Source organism: Ectothiorhodospira shaposhnikovii, from assembly GCF_022227765.1.
Classification (GTDB): domain Bacteria; phylum Pseudomonadota; class Gammaproteobacteria; order Ectothiorhodospirales; family Ectothiorhodospiraceae; genus Ectothiorhodospira.
In genome coordinates this window covers 77,218-93,340 of sequence record NZ_JAJMLZ010000005.1, presented here as the reverse complement: position 1 = coordinate 93,340, position 16,123 = coordinate 77,218, and the positions used below count along the sequence as shown (strand labels likewise).

General features: G+C 65.9%; 17 protein-coding genes. 10 read left to right on the top strand and 7 right to left on the bottom strand.

The window, feature by feature from the left end:
• Positions 1–3 precede the first annotated feature (3 nt).
• A complete protein-coding gene (locus tag LQD11_RS08185) occupies positions 4–666 on the bottom strand; it encodes a hypothetical protein (protein WP_238617112.1) in 663 nt (220 codons plus the stop codon).
• A gap of 237 nt (positions 667–903) precedes the next feature.
• On the opposite strand from LQD11_RS08185, the gene LQD11_RS08180 reads away from it, so the two are divergent.
• The 6 genes from LQD11_RS08180 to msrA all read left to right on the top strand — a co-directional run bounded on the left by LQD11_RS08180 (position 904) and on the right by msrA (position 7,524).
• The gene (locus LQD11_RS08180) at positions 904–1,347 is read left to right on the top strand and encodes a DoxX family protein (protein ID WP_238617111.1); all 444 of its coding nucleotides are present in this window, start codon (positions 904–906) and stop codon (positions 1,345–1,347) included.
• A 159-nt stretch (positions 1,348–1,506) separates the two neighbouring features.
• Positions 1,507–2,508: a CHAD domain-containing protein gene (locus LQD11_RS08175; RefSeq protein WP_238617110.1), complete on the top strand. Its 1,002-nt coding sequence runs from the start codon at positions 1,507–1,509 to the stop codon at positions 2,506–2,508.
• A gap of 362 nt (positions 2,509–2,870) precedes the next feature.
• Complete coding sequence (locus LQD11_RS08170; protein ID WP_238617109.1) at positions 2,871–3,869, top strand: TAXI family TRAP transporter solute-binding subunit; 999 nt, start codon at positions 2,871–2,873, stop codon at positions 3,867–3,869.
• 117 nt (positions 3,870–3,986) lie between these two features.
• On the top strand, positions 3,987–6,146 hold the full coding sequence (locus tag LQD11_RS08165) for a TRAP transporter permease (protein WP_238617108.1): 2,160 nt from the start codon (positions 3,987–3,989) through the stop codon (positions 6,144–6,146).
• A 94-nt stretch (positions 6,147–6,240) separates the two neighbouring features.
• Positions 6,241–6,792: a hypothetical protein gene (locus LQD11_RS08160; RefSeq protein WP_238617107.1), complete on the top strand. Its 552-nt coding sequence runs from the start codon at positions 6,241–6,243 to the stop codon at positions 6,790–6,792.
• 66 nt (positions 6,793–6,858) lie between these two features.
• Entirely contained in the window at positions 6,859–7,524 is a 666-nt protein-coding gene (msrA, locus tag LQD11_RS08155; protein WP_238617245.1) for a peptide-methionine (S)-S-oxide reductase MsrA, read from the top strand.
• Here the strand turns inward: msrA and LQD11_RS08150 are convergent.
• The 6 genes from LQD11_RS08150 to LQD11_RS08125 form a co-directional block, all read right to left on the bottom strand.
• A complete protein-coding gene (locus LQD11_RS08150; protein ID WP_238617106.1) occupies positions 7,521–8,600 on the bottom strand; it encodes a hypothetical protein in 1,080 nt (359 codons plus the stop codon). The two genes, msrA and LQD11_RS08150, sit on opposite strands and share 4 nt — an antisense overlap.
• A complete protein-coding gene (locus LQD11_RS08145) occupies positions 8,597–9,475 on the bottom strand; it encodes a DUF2169 domain-containing protein (RefSeq protein ID WP_238617105.1) in 879 nt (292 codons plus the stop codon). Before LQD11_RS08145 ends, LQD11_RS08150 begins: the two co-directional genes overlap by 4 nt.
• On the bottom strand, positions 9,465–10,589 hold the full coding sequence (locus LQD11_RS08140) for a hypothetical protein (RefSeq protein ID WP_238617104.1): 1,125 nt from the start codon (positions 10,587–10,589) through the stop codon (positions 9,465–9,467). The genes LQD11_RS08145 and LQD11_RS08140 overlap by 11 nt, the downstream gene beginning before the upstream one ends.
• A gap of 9 nt (positions 10,590–10,598) precedes the next feature.
• The gene (locus LQD11_RS08135; protein ID WP_008930776.1) at positions 10,599–11,051 is read right to left on the bottom strand and encodes a hypothetical protein; all 453 of its coding nucleotides are present in this window, start codon (positions 11,049–11,051) and stop codon (positions 10,599–10,601) included.
• A gap of 78 nt (positions 11,052–11,129) precedes the next feature.
• Positions 11,130–11,912, bottom strand: coding sequence for a gamma-glutamyl-gamma-aminobutyrate hydrolase family protein (locus LQD11_RS08130; protein WP_238617103.1), 783 nt, complete (start codon positions 11,910–11,912; stop codon positions 11,130–11,132).
• Positions 11,909–12,913, bottom strand: coding sequence for an amidoligase family protein (locus tag LQD11_RS08125; protein ID WP_008930778.1), 1,005 nt, complete (start codon positions 12,911–12,913; stop codon positions 11,909–11,911). Before LQD11_RS08125 ends, LQD11_RS08130 begins: the two co-directional genes overlap by 4 nt.
• 116 nt (positions 12,914–13,029) lie before the next feature.
• Here LQD11_RS08125 and dapF point away from each other — a divergent pair, with 116 nt between their 5' ends.
• The 4 genes from dapF to hslV all read left to right on the top strand — a co-directional run bounded on the left by dapF (position 13,030) and on the right by hslV (position 16,096).
• Complete coding sequence (gene dapF, locus LQD11_RS08120) at positions 13,030–13,866, top strand: diaminopimelate epimerase (protein ID WP_238617102.1); 837 nt, start codon at positions 13,030–13,032, stop codon at positions 13,864–13,866.
• Complete coding sequence (locus tag LQD11_RS08115; protein WP_238617101.1) at positions 13,863–14,561, top strand: DUF484 family protein; 699 nt, start codon at positions 13,863–13,865, stop codon at positions 14,559–14,561. The genes dapF and LQD11_RS08115 overlap by 4 nt, the downstream gene beginning before the upstream one ends.
• Positions 14,558–15,484, top strand: a complete 927-nt coding sequence (xerC, locus tag LQD11_RS08110) for a tyrosine recombinase XerC (protein WP_050814178.1) — start codon at positions 14,558–14,560, stop codon at positions 15,482–15,484. The genes LQD11_RS08115 and xerC overlap by 4 nt, the downstream gene beginning before the upstream one ends.
• 78 nt (positions 15,485–15,562) lie before the next feature.
• The gene (hslV, locus tag LQD11_RS08105) at positions 15,563–16,096 is read left to right on the top strand and encodes an ATP-dependent protease subunit HslV (protein ID WP_238617100.1); all 534 of its coding nucleotides are present in this window, start codon (positions 15,563–15,565) and stop codon (positions 16,094–16,096) included.
• Positions 16,097–16,123: the final 27 nt, after the last annotated feature.

Sequence of the window (16,123 nt, the reverse complement as noted above, 5' to 3'; positions counted from 1 at the left end):
GGCTTAGAACCGGTAGGACACGCCCAGGCTCAGGACGGGCCAGTATTTCACGTCCTTGAGTTCTTCCTTGAGGCTGTCTTCTTCACGCTTGAGGTCGTCGTTGAAGGCGTCTTCCAAGGCTGGATCACTGACCTGCCCCCTCAACCGTACATCCGGCGATCCTGTGAACATCACCCCGGCATCCATGGCGAAGGACCAGCGGCTGCCGCGGATGGCGTTGCCGTAGCCGATCCCCACATAGGGGGCAAAGGAACGCCAGTCGATGGTGGCGTCGAGGCTGGCGTCATAAGTGTTATCACCGATGTCCAGGCTGCCGTCCGCCTTCCCCTTGAGTTCGTTGCCGTTGTGATAGGCCCCGGCGCTCACCCGGAAATTGCCGCCGAAGGGATGCCAGTCCGCCAGCAGGGCCGCGCTGCGCAGTTTCAGGTCACCGTCGTAGTCGATGCCTTCCTCTTCGAAGTCCTTGCTGTAGTCAAAGCCGTACAGGCCGGCTCGCAGGTTCACCCGCTCGCTCAGCCCGACCGTGCCTTCCAGGCCCAGGCCGGTAGTCCCCACCTTGGCCGCCATCCCGAAGCGGGAGTCGGCCGCGGCCGTCGTGCCGGCGGCGAGCAGTGCCATGGCCAGGGTGCTGGCCAGGATGGGACGGGACATTCCTTGGTTGTGCATGTGTTTCCCCCAAATCTCTTTTTGACTGTGTGGATGCATGGAACGAATCGGTGCAAAAGGACACCAAATCCCTTCAGGAACGGATCCTGATGTTCAGTGGATCTTTCCTGTCCTGCAGTGTAGTGCCCACGGACCCGGTGGGGGCGGCATTCGTCGGTGATATGCGTCCGTCGGTTCCGTTGGCCCGCCGTTTCGTGGTCAATGCCTTCACAAGATCCAATAAGGAGACTCAGATTCATGCAGTTCAACAGCCAGACCCTGCTTTTCGGCGGTACCACCCCCGCTTCCGCCCTCGCCGATGCGGGCATGACGGTGCTGCGGGTGGCGGCCGGCCTGATGATGGCCTTCGGGCATGGCCTGGACAAATTGCCCCCGTCCGCGGGCTTTGTGGGGTTCGTGGAGAGCCTGGGGTTTTCATCCCCCCTGTTCTTTGCCTGGCTGGCGGGACTGGCGGAGGCGGTGGGTGGCCTGCTGCTGGCGGCGGGGCTGCTGACCCGGGCTTCGGCGGCGGCGATCCTGGGTGCCATGATGGTGGCGGCCTTCATCGCCCATGGCGGTGATCCGATCTTTGCCGCAGGTGGCTCCAGCAAGGAGCTTTCCTTGCTCTACGGCGCGGTGATGGTGGCATTCCTGTTTGCCGGTGCCGGCCGTTACAGTGTGGACAGCGTGTTTCGGCGGTAACCAATAGTGAGGCCTGCCCGTTCGCGGGCAGGCCCCTTCCAGGCCAACCCATGTCTCAGGAGTCCGTGCCTTGTGAGGGGTTGCCGCCGGGTTCATTGAAATGTCATCTATATGGGCGTTAATGGCGGCGCTTGTTGACCATTGGATGAACGGTGATTCATGAAAGAAAGCCTGGCGACCCAGCCCGCGGCCCGCGTGGTGCGTGATCTGGCTCGAAACTATCTCGATCAGGCGGCCCAGGCCGCCCATCGGCTGTCAGACCCGCAGGATACGGAAGCCCTGCATGATTTTCGGGTCGCCCTGCGGCGCTTGCGCAGCCTGCTGGCCGCCCACAAGACCTTCGTCAAGACCTGGCTGCCGAAAAAACTGCGCCGCCGGGTGAAGGAACTGGCCGCCGGTACGGGCCTGGCCCGGGACACGGAAGTACAGATTGCCTGGATGAAACAGCAGCATGGCCAGGTGAAATCCCACCAGCGGCCCGGCTATCAGTGGATGATGGCCCGCCTGGAACTGCGGCTGCGGGAAGAGTATCAGGATCTGCACGACGCCCTGCCCGATGCCTTCCGGCGCCTGAACAAGCGCATACAGGGGCGACTGGATCTGATTCGGGATGATGACAGCCCGCCCTTCGGTACCGTCACCGCCGCCCGGCTGCTGGAGTCCGCGGAGGACTTCCGCCACCAACTGCAGCGTGTGGTCGGGGATGACGGTGAAGCGGACGAGGCCGTGCATCAGGCCCGTATTGCGGGCAAGCGCCTGCGCTACCTGCTGGAGCCGGTGGCGGCGGAACTGGAAGGAGGCAAGGAGCTGGTCCGCGAACTCAAGGACATGCAGAACCTGATGGGGGAAATCCATGACATCCAGGTCTTTGCCCAGGAGTTGGGCGAAGCCTCCGAGGAGGCCGGGGCCGAGCGGCTGCGGCGGCTGATCGACCTTTCTCTCACCTTGAATCCGGACCATCCGGACGTAGAAACCGCCCGCCGTCAGGACGAACGGGCCGGACTCATGAGCCTGGCCCGGGAGCTGCACGATCGGCATGAGCACCTGATGTCCCGGCTGAAGGCAAAGCTTTTGGAAGGCGAGGGGGCCAGTTTTCTGGAACATCTGGCCGCCGGCGTGGCCCGGTTGCAGCAGGTCGGTACCGACCCTGCCGTGGATTAACCAGGCATCAGGTGCCTCGAAATGTTCATGATGGGTCATTCCCGCGTAAGCGGGAATCCGGTAACAGACTGAAAATCCTGGACTCCCGCATGTTCGAGAGTGACGGCGGGGGACATCTCCGGAACTACCACGGGATGGCTTCCCATGTACTTCCGTCATCCCGGGCACGGCGCCGATACCGATCCGTGTCAATGGAATCTTACACCCGCATGAAAATCCTCCCGCAGTCTATGCTATCTTCGGCAACGGGCTTGGCCGTCTGGGACATGGCAGTCTCTCGGGGTTGCCCAGAAGATCCGAAACCATCAAGACATCCCAGGCAACCCTCGATGGTTGCCCGTACTCCCAGGAGGAGTGTTGCCATGTTGAGAAGTTGTTTCCGCTGGGCGGGTGTTGCCGCCCTGAGCTGCATGCTGATGACCGCGGGGGCGGCGTCGGCACAGGATCGTGCCGGGTGGCCGAATTCGGTCAACATCGGTACGGCATCCCAGGGTGGGACTTACTTCATCTACGGCGCCGGTTGGGGCGGCCTGATCCAGGAAATGGTGGGCGTCAATGCCTCCGCCGAGGTCACCGGCGGTCCGACCCAGAACATGGTGCTGGTGCATCAGGGTCGTCTGGAATTCGGCATGACCACCATGGGTCCCGCCCGCGAAGGCTGGGATGGTGAACTGGAAGTGGCCCGCGGTCTGCAGACCCGCGACGTGCGTGCCCTCTTCCCCATGTACCAGACCCCCCTGCAGGTGGTGGCACTGAAGCGCTCCGGTATCAGCAGCATCTCCGACCTGGACGGCAAGCGCGTCGGCGTGGGTCCCCGCGGCGGTACCGCCAGCGTGTTCTGGCCCCGCTTCTTCAGTGATCTGGGCCTGAACGTGCGTGTCCGCTACGGCGGTGCCGCCGACCAGGTGGGTCAGGTGCAGGACGGCATGCTGGATGCCTTCGCCTTTGCCGCCGGCGTACCCATCTCCGCCTTCAGCCAGATCGAGGCCCAGCAGCCGGTGAACATCTTCTCCCTCAATGAGGAAGAGATCGCCAAGATCACCGAGAATCACCCGGTGAGCCGCTTCGTCATCCCCGCCAACACCTACCGCACCGTGGCTGAAGAGCAGCCGACCGTGGCCCTGTGGAACTTCGCCATTGCCAACAAGAACATGCCGGAGTCCTTCGTCTACGAGATCATGAAGGCGGTGCTGGACAACAACGATCGCATGGTGACCATCCACCGCTCCGCCGAGGAAACCCTGGCCGAGAACATGGTCCACAACACCTTCATGTGGTTCCATCCGGGTGCGGTGCGTTACTACAAGGAGCGGGGCATCGAGGTGCCCGAGCACCTGATTCCGCCCGAGTACAAGGACTGATCGAGGACTGATCGAGAACCCGGAAAGGTTCGCTGCTTTGGGCCGCGCTGAGCGCGGCCCAAAGTGTTTTATCCGGAAAACCGGCTGACTCAACCTGTACGTTCAGAAGATCCTCCCATGACGAGCTCCGAAAAATCGGGCCCCATTGATGCCGCGTCCCTTGCCGATGCCGAAGAGGGCATGTCATCACAGCGGAATCTCACCCGCTGGCAAAAGGTGCTGCTGTTCTTCCTCGGCCTGACCTATACCAGTTTCCACCTCCTGGTCCTCAACGTCATTCCCATGGAAACCTGGGCTTTCCGCATCGTCCACGTGGCGGGTGCCCTGGTGATCGGTTTTGCCATCGTGGCCGCCTGTGTGCCACCGGCGGATCCGCGAAAACGACGATGGTTCCTGGAGTTGCTGCCCATGGTATTGACCGTGGGTCTGACCCTCTACGCCCTGGCGGCCATGGCCGTCGCGCTGTACATGAAGTTGCGCCTGGGCTACGACACCTACAGTCTGCCCGGGTGGATATTCCAGACTTTCAGCTGGGCGCTGCTGGCCAGCGTCGTGCTGGGCATCGTCTTTGCCTGGATGTTCAAGCCCCGTTCCGATCGCATCGGCTGGTATGACTGGTCCCTGATGGCGGCCAGCATCTCGGTCTGTGCCTACCTGCTGTCCAACCTGGACGTGCTGCAGTTCCGCATGGGCGTGATCCCCGAACAGACCGATTTCTGGGTCGCCACGGCCGGTATCCTGCTGATCCTGGAGTTGACCCGGCGGGTGGCGGGCATGGCCCTGGTGGTGATCGCCGGCATCTTCATTCTTTACGGTTTCGTCGGACCCTGGTTGCCGGGCGTCCTGGAGCACAGCGGCTATGATGCCGACCGCTTCATCACCTACATCTACACGGACAACGGCATCCTCGGTCCCACCACGGCGGTATCCTCCACCTACATCGTGCTGTTCATCGCCTTTGCCGCCTTCCTGCAGGCCTCCAAGGTGGGTGACTACTTCGTCAACTTCGCCTTTGCCGCCGCCGGTCGCGCCCGCGGCGGTCCGGCCAAGGTGGCGGTGTTTGCCAGCGGCCTGATGGGCATGATCAACGGCACCTCCGCGGGTAACGTGGTGGCCACCGGTTCTCTGACCATCCCCCTCATGAAGCGGGTGGGGTACAAGCCCCGCAGCGCCGGCGCCATCGAGGCGGCGGCTTCCACCGGCGGGCAGATCATGCCCCCGGTGATGGGGGCGGGTGCCTTCATCATGGCGGAGGTGACGGGGATTCCCTATACCGACCTGATCATTGCCGCCTTGATCCCGGCCCTGCTGTACTTTGCCTCCGTCTACTTCATGGTGGACATGGAGGCGGCCAAGACCGGCATGAAGGGGCTGCCCTCCAAGGAGCTGCCCCAGATCGGCAAGCTGCTGCGTCAGGTCTATCTGTTCGCCCCCATCATCATCCTCATCGGCGCCCTGTTCATGGGTTACTCGGTCATTCGCGCCGGTACGGTGGCCCTGATGAGTGCCGTGGTGGTGAGCTGGCTGACGCCGTTCCGTCTCGGGCTGTTCGGGTCTGCCCGCGCCCTGGAACTGGCGGCACGCATGTCCATCCAGCTGATCGCCGTCTGTGCCTGTGCCGGGATCATCGTGGGTGTGATCGGCCTGACCGGGGTGGGTCTGCGCTTCTCCTCCCTGCTCCTGGGCGTGGCGGAGAACAGCCAGCTGTTGGCCCTGCTGTTTGCCATGTGCATCTCCGTGCTGCTGGGCATGGGCATGCCCACCACGGCGGCCTATGCGGTGGCGGCCTCGGTGGTGGCGCCGGGCCTGATCCAGATGGGCGTGGCCCCGCTGGTGGCACACTTCTTCGTGTTCTACTTTGCGGTGATCTCCGCCATCACCCCGCCGGTGGCCCTGGCGGCTTACGCGGGCGCGGCGATTGCGGGTTCCGAACCCATGCGCACCTCGGTGACCGCCTTCAAGGTGGGCCTGGCGGCGTTCATCGTGCCGTTCATCTTCTTCTATCATCCGGCCCTGCTGATGGAAGGTGAATGGACCGAGATCGCCCAGAGCTTTGCCACCGCCATGATCGGCGTCTTCATGCTCGCGGGTGCGGCCCAGGGCTGGTTCTTCGGGGCGGCGGGATGGCCCATCCGCGTACTGCTGTTCGTCGGTGCGCTGATGGCCATTTCCGGGGATCTGCTCACCGACCTGCTGGGTCTGGGGCTGGCGGTGATCCTGTTCCTGTGGCAGCGCAAGATGGCCGGGAGCAAGCCGGCGCCGGCCACTGGTTCCTGAGCCATGTCGCCGACGGTCCGGCCCCGTTGCGGGGCCGGACCGGGCACTGAAGGTGTCGCTCCGAATCGAATCCGAATCGAAAAGGAGGCATGAGATGACGGACAAGGCCTATCTGGTGGCCGTGACCGGTACACCCTTGGACGGTGTGGATGTGGCCACTGCCAGAGCCCGACTGGCGACCCTGTTCCGGGTGCCGGAAACCCGCGTGGAAGGGATGCTGGCCGGTAAGCCGGTGGTGGTCAAAAAGGGAGTGGACGAGGCGACCGCACGCCGTTACCTTCAGCTGCTGCGAGAGGCCGGGGTGGTGGCACGGATCATGGCCTGCGCCGCCGAACCGACCACCGAAGGGCAGGATGCCGCCCCTGCCGCGATAGCCGAGTCCGATGGTGGTGTCGGCGCGGCACCGGATCTGACCCTGGCACCGCCGGGGGCTGATCTGAGTGACCGGGTGCCGCCTCCCGATCTGGAAGTGGATCTGTCCGGCCTGACCCTGGCGGAACCGGGGGTCACCCTGGGTGAGCACCGGGAAGTGCCGGAACCGAGGATCGATATCCGTCATCTGAGCCTGACCCCCGGGCCCGACCCGAAACCGGAATCCGACCCGATGGCGTCATTTCAGGATCATCATCACGGATGGAACCGGTAGCCACCGTTTTCCCGAGTAAAGAAATCAACTATGATGCGTCATACCCCATCCCAGAGGTATGACGTGATGTTTTCCTTCCTGCGCAAGACCGCCATGCCTACGCCGGAACAGGCCCTGCCCGGGCGGCAGGACGCCATGCCGGTTCCCGAACACCATTATGTCCTGGGTACCCCCCTCAAGCCTCCCTTTGCCGAGGGCATGGAGACGGCCCTGTTCGGGATGGGCTGTTTCTGGGGCGCGGAGCGGCGGTTCTGGGGGCTGGCCGGTGTTTACAGCACGGCGGTGGGCTATGCCGGTGGCTTCACACCCAATCCCACTTACCGGGAGGTCTGTAGCGGCATGACGGGTCACAACGAAGTGGTCCAGGTGGTGTTCGATCCCGCCCGGATCCGTTATGCCGATCTGCTCAGGACCTTCTGGGAGTCCCACGATCCCACCCAGGGCATGCGCCAGGGCAATGATGTGGGTACCCAGTATCGCTCGGGTATCTATACCCATGGCGCCCAACAGGCGGCGCAGGCGGAACAGTCCCGATCCGCGTTCCAGGCGGCGCTCAAGACCCGCGCCCTGGGCGATATCACCACCGAGATCCTGCCGGCCCCGGTCTTTTACTATGCCGAGGCCTACCATCAGCAGTATCTGGCCAAGAATCCCGACGGGTATTGCGGTCTGGGTGGTACCGGCGTGGTCTGTCCCCGTTGGGAATCCCCCGATCTGGAGCGGGCGCTCTAGGACTCGGGCCGTCCGTGGAGCGGATCCGGTTCCGCCATTTCCAGGATTGCGGCACCCCGTTCCGCCGCCAGGGGACGATCCAGGATCGCCACCGTTCGCGGTCCTCTGCCGCACCCCCGGGCAGCCAGTCGCCGACCCCCCTCCATCCAGCCCATGCCCAGCGCCAGTTGCAGCAGATACCCGGCCGCGCCCGCATCTCCCAGCACGCCCCTCAGGTCCATGGCGGGAGGGTGCGTGTCGGCCAGGGTGGGGGTGTCGCCATCCCGTAGCGGCCAGATCCTGGCGTGGCATCCGTACCATTCCATGGCGGCATCCCACCCCGGATTGCCCGGCAGCACCACGCCGTCCAGATCGAAGGCATCCAGGCCCGCCTGATCCAGGCTGCCCCGCAGGGCCATGGCCCAGGCCAGGTACTCGCCACCCGATGGATCGGCATGACGGGGTTCCGGGCATGCATCCCAGGCACGGATGCGCGGACCGGTGCCGGACAGGGAGACGGACATGAAGATGGCCGCTTCTCCGGGCACCAGGCCGTCATCTTCATCCCAGGCCGGCCCCGGCCCCTCCGCCGCCAGCGTGGACAAGACCTCCGGTATCAGCAGACTGTCCACGCAACCCAGCATCCAGTGCTGTGCGGGCTGTTCCTGCAGGGCCTCTAGCGCCCTGTCCATGAGTGCCACGGCGGACCCGTCCTGTACCTCGATCCGCAGCCGGGCTCGATGATGCCGGAGTCCCGTTCTCCCCATCCAGTCCCAGATCTGTTCGGGTGCCAGCCAGGGGTGTTCCAGGGTGTCGGGCCGGCAGGGCCAGAGTACCGTGCAGTCTGCCGGCAGCGGGGTTTGCAATGCCTGTTCCAGCACCCGCCGGACACGGTCACGGCCGTCCGGGATATCCTCAAGGGCCGGGGATACCCGCATCCGCCCCTGGCTGTGGTTTGCGCCGGCGATGAGCGCCGCCAGGTGATCGGAAAACTGCTGTGTCCCCATTCCGGTCTGGGCCGCCGCCCACAGGGCCGACGGATCTCCGCCAACGGCCGTCCACAGCCGTGGGCCATGCAGATGCAGGGGCATGGTCATGTCGCAAGTGGTTCCGTAACGGGTATCCGGGCCATGGCCTGGCGCCGGTCTTCCACGATGACCCAGCCTTGTCCCCGGGTATCGGCCGTGGCGGGTATCCCGGCCCGATGAATGTGGTGCAGCAGGCCGGTATCCCCTTCCAGCCAGAGGGTATCGCAGACCGGGGTCAGGGGTTTCATCTGCTGACCCCGGATCCGGCACCATGCCGTGATGGGTTCGGCCGGCAGCCTGAGTCGAAGGGGCTCCGCCCCGGGGCGGCCGGACATGGGTTGCAGGCTCAGGATTTCATGGCCCTCCAGCGGCTCCGCCAGTCGCTGATCAGGGGGCGCCTGGTTGAAGGCGTCGGCGGGCAGGGACTCCTGGAAGGGCAGGGTCATGAGTCGCGTGGGCAGCGGTGCCAGGCCGAGCAGCCTTCGGGTCTGGGGGGCGGCATGGCCGGGCACGGGTCCCGATCCCATGCGCCGGGACATGGGGCCGGCCCAGGGCCGCGGCCAGCCCCGTCGCCGGGATGTGACGCCTTGCCGGTGCAGGATCTTGTCCAGCAGTATCCGGCCTTCACGGCACAGGGTCAGTTTCAGTGTGCGTGCATCCAGGCCGTCCATGAGTCCGTCCAGGCCGGTGATCAGGACATCGGCCCCCTGCTTGAAAGGGACGGTTTCCGTGGCCCGCAGCAGGGGGCTGTCGCCCGGTTCGTCCTGATAGATGTCCGCGGTGATCAGGGGGGCGCAGGGATGCAGGGGTTCCGGGTCTTCCCGTGAAGGTACAAACCGGTGTGTGCGCTTGACGACCAGGGTGTACCGGGGCGTTCCATCCCGTGCCCGGCCGGAAAACAGGCCCACGGACCAGGGGCTGCGATTGTACAGTTCAAGTGTCATGGCGCAGCTGTCTCAGGGCTGGGTGGCGCCGATTCTGCCAGGCGCCGGGCGGGATGCCCAAGGGGCGCCCCAGGCCCAGGGAAAGCAGCAGTTGCGGGCCGTCGGTGTTCTGTCCGGCATGGGCTTCGAGCCAGTTCAGCAGGGTCCCGTGGCCGCGGGGCCGCCCCTGCCACAAGGGGATTGTACCCAGGCCGTCGCGCTGGACCCGTCGCCACCAGACCATGGCCTGTTCCTGGGGGGACGGTACCGACAGGGGGCGCGGCCCCTGGATTCCGGGTAGCGTCAGGCCGCTCACTGCCTCGAAGGCCGGCAGTGCATGGGGCAGGGCGCGAGGATCGGCAAGGGCGCCGATGAGGATGTCGGTGGCGGCGCGGGTGCCGTGCAATGCCAGCCCCCAGGCGGCGGCCGGGTGTTCGGGCAGGGCATCCAGCAGCCTGGGCAGGACCTGCGGCAGACCGGTGGCGCCCAGCAGGCGCAGTCCCTGGGCGGATCCGGCCAGGGACGCTTCATGGCGCTGAATCCGCGATGGTGGGAGCAGGCCGCGCACCAGGCCGCCCCGCAGTTGCCAGCCCAGGGCCTCGGGGGGCAAGGTCGGGTCCGGGTGCCTGAACCAGTCGGCCGGTGCCCATGGGACATCGGCACCCCAGCGCAGGGCCGCCAGGGCCTCATCCGGTGCCGCCGGGACATGGGCCGGGCAGATTTCCGGGGCCGGCACGGCCAGGTGTGCAAGCATCCGCCACCGCCATGGGGCCAGGGTCGGGCATGGGGTCAGGGCCTCAAGCCAGGGTTGGGGGTGTTCGGGCGGCAGATGTTCCAGCAACCAGCCCCAGGGATGCCCGGGATGCTCCCGCAGGCAATCACGGACTTCCTCGGGCGCGGGCGGCCGGGTCGAGAGCCACCGAGCCGCGCAGCGGGTGACGTGAATCAGGTCGCCGCCGTCATCCGGGCAGACCGACGCGGGGTCCTGCGCCAGGATCAGCCAGTGCGCCAGCAGCCGCCGTTCCAGGCGGGCCAGGGGCGTGGCCGGGCCGAGGGCAAGGGCACGGTGATGGCGCAGCATCCGATAACATTGGACGGCCAGCCGTTCATGATCACGCCACAGGGGGAGGATCATGGTGCCAACTCAGTTGAAATGGATGCGGGCCGCCAGGAAATGCATCACCCGCGCCATGATGCCGTGCAGTTCCCGGCCGCGCATCTCCATGCGACCTTCCGGGTCAAGGCTGATGGAGGAGGCACCGCAGCGCAGGTAGAGCCCCTGTTCCGCGCGCAGATGGACCCGGCCGTCCCGTTCCGTGAGGGCGGTGCAGGGTGGGGCTTCCCCGTGGTGTCGCAGGCGGTCCAGGACGATGGGGCCGGTGGCGGCCTGAGTCAGGAGCAGGACCCGGTCCCCCGGACGCAGGGCCGGTACGCCCTGGGCATGGGCCATGGGGGCCAGGGTGGCGCCGTCGGGACACTCCACCCAGCGGGCCTCGCCGGCCTGAGCCTCCAGGACCCGGGCCAGGGTGAAGGGGCCGGTCTGTATCATCGGGTCCGGCGACACGGGCCGGACGGGTTTCACCTGAGCTGCCTCCATGGCATCTTCTCCCTGTGATGGCGGTCACGCCGCCGAAAGCATCCATGGGTTCAATCTTGGACCCGGTATCGGCCAAGATCAAGAGCTGCTCGCCCTGGCTGCCGCCACCAAGCCCCGAAACAGGGCCTGATGCCGTGCCTTGTGGGGCAGGAACTCCGGATGCCACTGCACCCCGATGGCCATCGCGCCGTCCCGGACCTCGATGGCCTGGACCACGCCGCTGGGCTCCCGACCGGCGATGACGACCCCTTCTCCCAGGCGATCCACCGCCTGGTTGTGCAGGGCATTCACTGCCAGGGGTTCCGGCCCCACCAGTTGGGCCAGGCGGCAGTCCGGTTCCAGCGTCACCTGCTTGCGAGGCAGAATGCTGCGTACCTGAGGACATTCCCGGTAGAAACCGCTCAGTTCCTGATGCAGCGTGCCGCCATGCACCACGTTCAGCAGCTGCATGCCCCGGCAGATGCCCAGCACCGGCAGATTGTGTTCCCGGGCGGTGCGGATCAAGGCTTCTTCCAGTCGGTCCCGGCCCTGATCCTCGCCTTCCAGGCGGGTGAAAAGGGTCCGTCGCAGCAGCCATAGCAGGGGGTAGAACACGAACCCTAGCAGTCGTTGCCGGCCGCCGCGCTCGGTGGCCTCGATCTCCCGGATCAGGCTCAGCGGGTCCTGGCCGTAGAGGGCAGGGTCCACATCGGCGCCGCCGCCGATCACCAGGCCATCCAGGCCGGTGCCGTCATGGGGACGGGCGGGGGTGATCCGCAGTGGTATACCCCCGGCCCGCAGGATGCACCAAGCGGTCATCAGCCAGGCCGCCATGCCCCCCTGGTCGGGGCCGGTGACGCCGATACGAGGTCTGTGTGTCATGTTCCGCTCCGTAGCCAGTCACTCACCTGGGCAGCCCATCGGCGTCCCTTGTCCAGCAGGGTTTCCTCGGGCCGGTTCAGGTAGGCATGGGCCATGGCCGCCAGCCGTGGAGGATCCTCCGCCAGACGCTCCACCGCCACCCAGCCGTTCCAGGGCACGCTCAGGTCCCAGTCCGGCTCGTCGATCCGGCAGTCCGGCAGGCGATAGTGGAAGGTGGGCCGGGGGCGGATCAGGTGATGTTCCACCGGTGCCGCCTCGATCTGCCCGGGGGACAGATGGGCGAACAGGGGCAGCATGTCGAGGGGGCGATTGCGGGTGGGGTTGTCGGTCAGGTAGTCGTCGATGAGCCGTTCCAGATCCGGGGCATAGTCCGGTTGCAGGATGCGTTGCTCCCAGCTGGGAGGGAAGGGCTCCACGAAGGGTGTCAGTCGCCGTGACAGGTCCGTCTGTGCCTCTTCCAGCAGCCAGTCATGGAGCAGCAGGAAGGCTTGCAGGTGCCGCAGGATGGAATCGACATCCTGCCGGGCCAGCTCCAGATTGAGCTGCAGGCCGAAGGCATAGACCAGGGAGGCGTGAGTGCCCCTGGCGCCGGCTGCCCGCAGGCGTGCCCGCAGCTGGTCCAGTTCCGGCAGGGCGTCATGGGGAATGGGCGGGGCCACCACTTCGTGGGGGACGATCAGCCCCGCCACTTCCGCCAGGGCGCGTTCCAGGGTGCCCGGTTCCGCCTCCCGGTCCACCGTGACGCCCATGCTTTCCAGATAATCCAGATACTCACGGCGCTTGAGCAGGCTGCTGTCCAGTTCCAGCTGAAAATCACCGAAACGGGTACCGGTGATTGTCTGCTCGAATGGGGATAGACGTTGCTGCTCGCCGCCGAAACCGTCGATGATGATCCCGGCGATGGCGTCCAGGGAGATGTCGGCCATCTCCATTTCCACGCCGACCCGGCGCAGGCTGCCGTCGGTGGTGCGGGGTTGGGGCAGGGGGGCGAATGCAGTCATGGGATGCTCCCTTGGTCGGGGCCTGTTCACAGGGTGACAAAATTGGGCGCGGTCGTCATCTTTTTGCCCTGCTCAAGTGCTTCCCAGCAGCCCGCCAAGCCTTTAATCTCCCTGCCATGATGATCCGATTCACGAAAATGCACGGCCTGGGCAACGACTTCGTCGTCATCGACGGCGTGCGTCGCCAGGTCCGTCTCACCCCGGACCACGTCCGGTTCCTGGCCCATCGGCGCCTGGGGGTCGGCTGCGATCAGGTGCTCATGGTGGAGCCGCCCACCGATCCGTCCCGGGCGGCCTTTCGCTATCGCATCTTCAATGCCGACGGCAACGAGGTGGAGCAGTGCGGCAACGGCGCCCGCTGCTTTGCCGTGTTCGTCCGGGATCAGGGGTTGACCGGAGAGACCCGGATCCCCGTGGAAACCGCCGCCGGACTCATCACCCTGCAGGTGGAGGCGGACGGGCAGGTGACCGTCGACATGGGTCCGCCCCGGCTGACCCCCTGGGAGATCCCTTTCGAGGCCGACAAGGCGGCACCCTGGTACACCCTGATGGTGAATGATCAGGCCCTGGAAATCGGTGCCGTCTCCATGGGCAACCCCCATGCGGTGCTGCGGGTGGATAACGTGCAGACTGCCGAGGTGGCCCGGCTGGGGCCGGCCATCGAGGGGCATCCCCGTTTTCCCCGGCGGGTGAACGCCGGTTTCATGGAGGTGGTGTCTCCCACTCATATCCGTCTGCGGGTCTATGAGCGCGGTGCCGGCGAGACCCTGGCTTGTGGCACGGGGGCCTGCGCCGCCGTCGTCGCCGGCCGGATTCAGGGGCTGCTGGAAGACCGGGTGAACGTGGATCTGCCGGGTGGCCGGCTTGTGATACAGTGGGCGGGTCGCGAAGACGACCCGGTCTTCATGACCGGTCCCGCCACCTCGGTCTTTACGGGGACCATCGAACTATGAGCATATCCGACAAGGGGGCTCTCGCGGACGAGACCCTCTCCGAAACGGCCGTGGAATCCTACCTGCGAGCCCATCCCGATTTCTTCGAACGTCATCTTCCCCTGCTGGAGGTGATGCGGGTGCCCCATCCCTGCGGTGACGCGGTGTCCCTGATCGAGCGTCAGATCGGGCTCCTGCGGGAACGCAACCGGGGTCTGGAGCGCAAGCTGATGGATCTGGTGCAGGTGGCGCGGGAGAACGAGCGCCTGAGCCAGCGCCTGCATCAGCTGGCCCTGGGGCTGATGGAGGCGGACAGCCTGGATGCGGTGCTGGCCACCACTCAGGAACAGTTGCGCAACGAATTCCGGGCCGACGCGGTGGTGGTGCGCCTGTGCGGAGATCCGCAAAGGGGCCTTCACTTCACCGCCCCCGATGACCCGGCCATGCGCAGTTTCGACAAGCTCTTCGAAACCCGTCGTCCCCTGTGCGGACGGCTGTCCGCCGTCCAGTTCAAGGCACTGTTCCCCGAGGACGAGGGCAAGTCGCTGCATTCCGCCGTTGCCGTACCCCTGCTGGAAGGGACCCGTCCCCTGGGGGTGCTGGGGCTGGGCAGCCGGGATGGCGCCCGTTTCCATCCCGGCATGGGTACCCTGTTCCTGGATTATCTGGGCGAGATCCTCTCCCACGCGGTGGGTCATCGTCTGGCCGCGGGATGAACACGCCCGATACCGCTCCCATGGATGGCCGCATCCAGGCCTATCTGAACCATCTGGCCCGTGAGCGGGCCTGCTCTCCCCATACGGTGAGCAATTACCGGCGGGACCTGATTGCCCTGCGCGGTCATGTCCTGCTCCCCGGTGCCGAGCCGGACTGGTCCCGCGTGACCGTCCATGACATTCGCGCCCTGGTGGCGGCCCGTCACCGGGCCGGTGCCTCCGGGCGCAGTCTGCAACGTCTGCTGTCCGCCGTGCGGGGATTTTTCAATTTCCTCATCCGCGAGGGCGTGGTGGGGGCCAATCCGGCCCAGGGGGTGAGGGCGCCCAAGACCCCCCGCAAGTTGCCCGAAGTGCTGGATGTGGAGGAGGTGGGGCGATTGCTGGAGATTCCCGGCGACAGCCTGCCGGCGGTGCGTGACCGGGCGGTGCTTGAGCTGTTCTATTCCTCGGGGCTGCGCCTGTCGGAATTGACCGCCCTGGACTGTACCCAACTGGACCTGGAGGATGGCATGGTGCGGGTGCTGGGCAAGGGCCGCAAGGTGCGCCAGGTTCCGGTGGGCCGCAAGGCGCGGGAGGCGTTGGCGGCCTGGTTGCGGGTGCGCTCCCAGTGGGCCGCGGTGGACGAACCGGCCCTGTTCGTGGCCCGTCATGGACGGCGCCTGACGCCCCGTACCATCCAGCAGCGGATGGCACGCCGCGCCCTGAGCCAGGGACTGGAGCGGCATGTGCACCCCCACCTGCTGCGCCATTCCTTTGCCAGCCACATCCTGGAATCGTCCCAGGATCTGCGCGCGGTGCAGGAACTGCTGGGGCATGCGGACATCGGTACCACGCAGATCTATACCCATCTGGATTACCAGCACCTGGCCCGGGTCTATGATGCCGCCCATCCCCGAGCGCGGCGGCAAAAGCAAAACTCCTGACCGCCCTTCTCCCCTCGTGCCCCAGTTCCGTTACAATGCCCCCTCAGTCGTCGGCATCAAGACGTGAGGAGTCTCCCCTTGGAACAGTTCCGTGGTACCACCATCGTCTCCGTGCGCCGCAACGGGCAGGTCGCCCTCGGTGGGGACGGGCAGGTTTCTCTGGGCAATACCATCATGAAGGGCAATGCCCGCAAGGTCCGGCGTCTGCACCATGATCGGGTGGTGGCCGGTTTTGCCGGGGGCACCGCCGATGCCTTCACCCTGTTCGAGCGCTTCGAGGGCAAGCTGGAAAAATACAGCGGCAACCTGCTGCGTGCCGCCGTGGAACTGGCCAAGGACTGGCGCACCGAACGTTCCCTGCGCCGCCTGGAGGCCCTGCTGGCGGTGGCCGACAAGGACAACTCCCTGATCATTTCCGGCAACGGTGACGTGATCGAGCCGGAAGACGGCATCATCGCCATCGGCTCCGGCGGTCCATTCGCCCAGTCCGCCGCCCGTGCCCTGTACGAGAACACCGAGTTGTCGGCTCGGGAGATCACCGAAAAATCCCTCAACATCGCCGCCGACATCTGCATCTACACCAATCATCACCTGACCATCGAGGAACTGTGATCCCGGTGGATCGCAGCCCCCCGTGTC

What these genes read in the sequence shown, in the direction of transcription:
- LQD11_RS08185 (WP_238617112.1), bottom strand. Translation starts at nt 666, where the DNA reads ATGCACAACCAAGGAATGTCCCGTCCCATCCTGGCCAGCACCCTGGCC.
- LQD11_RS08180 (WP_238617111.1), top strand. Translation starts at nt 904, where the DNA reads ATGCAGTTCAACAGCCAGACCCTGCTTTTCGGCGGTACCACCCCCGCT.
- LQD11_RS08175 (WP_238617110.1), top strand. Translation starts at nt 1,507, where the DNA reads ATGAAAGAAAGCCTGGCGACCCAGCCCGCGGCCCGCGTGGTGCGTGAT.
- LQD11_RS08170 (WP_238617109.1), top strand. Translation starts at nt 2,871, where the DNA reads ATGTTGAGAAGTTGTTTCCGCTGGGCGGGTGTTGCCGCCCTGAGCTGC.
- LQD11_RS08165 (WP_238617108.1), top strand. Translation starts at nt 3,987, where the DNA reads ATGACGAGCTCCGAAAAATCGGGCCCCATTGATGCCGCGTCCCTTGCC.
- LQD11_RS08160 (WP_238617107.1), top strand. Translation starts at nt 6,241, where the DNA reads ATGACGGACAAGGCCTATCTGGTGGCCGTGACCGGTACACCCTTGGAC.
- msrA (WP_238617245.1), top strand. Translation starts at nt 6,859, where the DNA reads ATGTTTTCCTTCCTGCGCAAGACCGCCATGCCTACGCCGGAACAGGCC.
- LQD11_RS08150 (WP_238617106.1), bottom strand. Translation starts at nt 8,600, where the DNA reads ATGACCATGCCCCTGCATCTGCATGGCCCACGGCTGTGGACGGCCGTT.
- LQD11_RS08145 (WP_238617105.1), bottom strand. Translation starts at nt 9,475, where the DNA reads ATGACACTTGAACTGTACAATCGCAGCCCCTGGTCCGTGGGCCTGTTT.
- LQD11_RS08140 (WP_238617104.1), bottom strand. Translation starts at nt 10,589, where the DNA reads ATGATCCTCCCCCTGTGGCGTGATCATGAACGGCTGGCCGTCCAATGT.
- LQD11_RS08135 (WP_008930776.1), bottom strand. Translation starts at nt 11,051, where the DNA reads ATGGAGGCAGCTCAGGTGAAACCCGTCCGGCCCGTGTCGCCGGACCCG.
- LQD11_RS08130 (WP_238617103.1), bottom strand. Translation starts at nt 11,912, where the DNA reads ATGACACACAGACCTCGTATCGGCGTCACCGGCCCCGACCAGGGGGGC.
- LQD11_RS08125 (WP_008930778.1), bottom strand. Translation starts at nt 12,913, where the DNA reads ATGACTGCATTCGCCCCCCTGCCCCAACCCCGCACCACCGACGGCAGC.
- dapF (WP_238617102.1), top strand. Translation starts at nt 13,030, where the DNA reads ATGATGATCCGATTCACGAAAATGCACGGCCTGGGCAACGACTTCGTC.
- LQD11_RS08115 (WP_238617101.1), top strand. Translation starts at nt 13,863, where the DNA reads ATGAGCATATCCGACAAGGGGGCTCTCGCGGACGAGACCCTCTCCGAA.
- xerC (WP_050814178.1), top strand. Translation starts at nt 14,558, where the DNA reads ATGAACACGCCCGATACCGCTCCCATGGATGGCCGCATCCAGGCCTAT.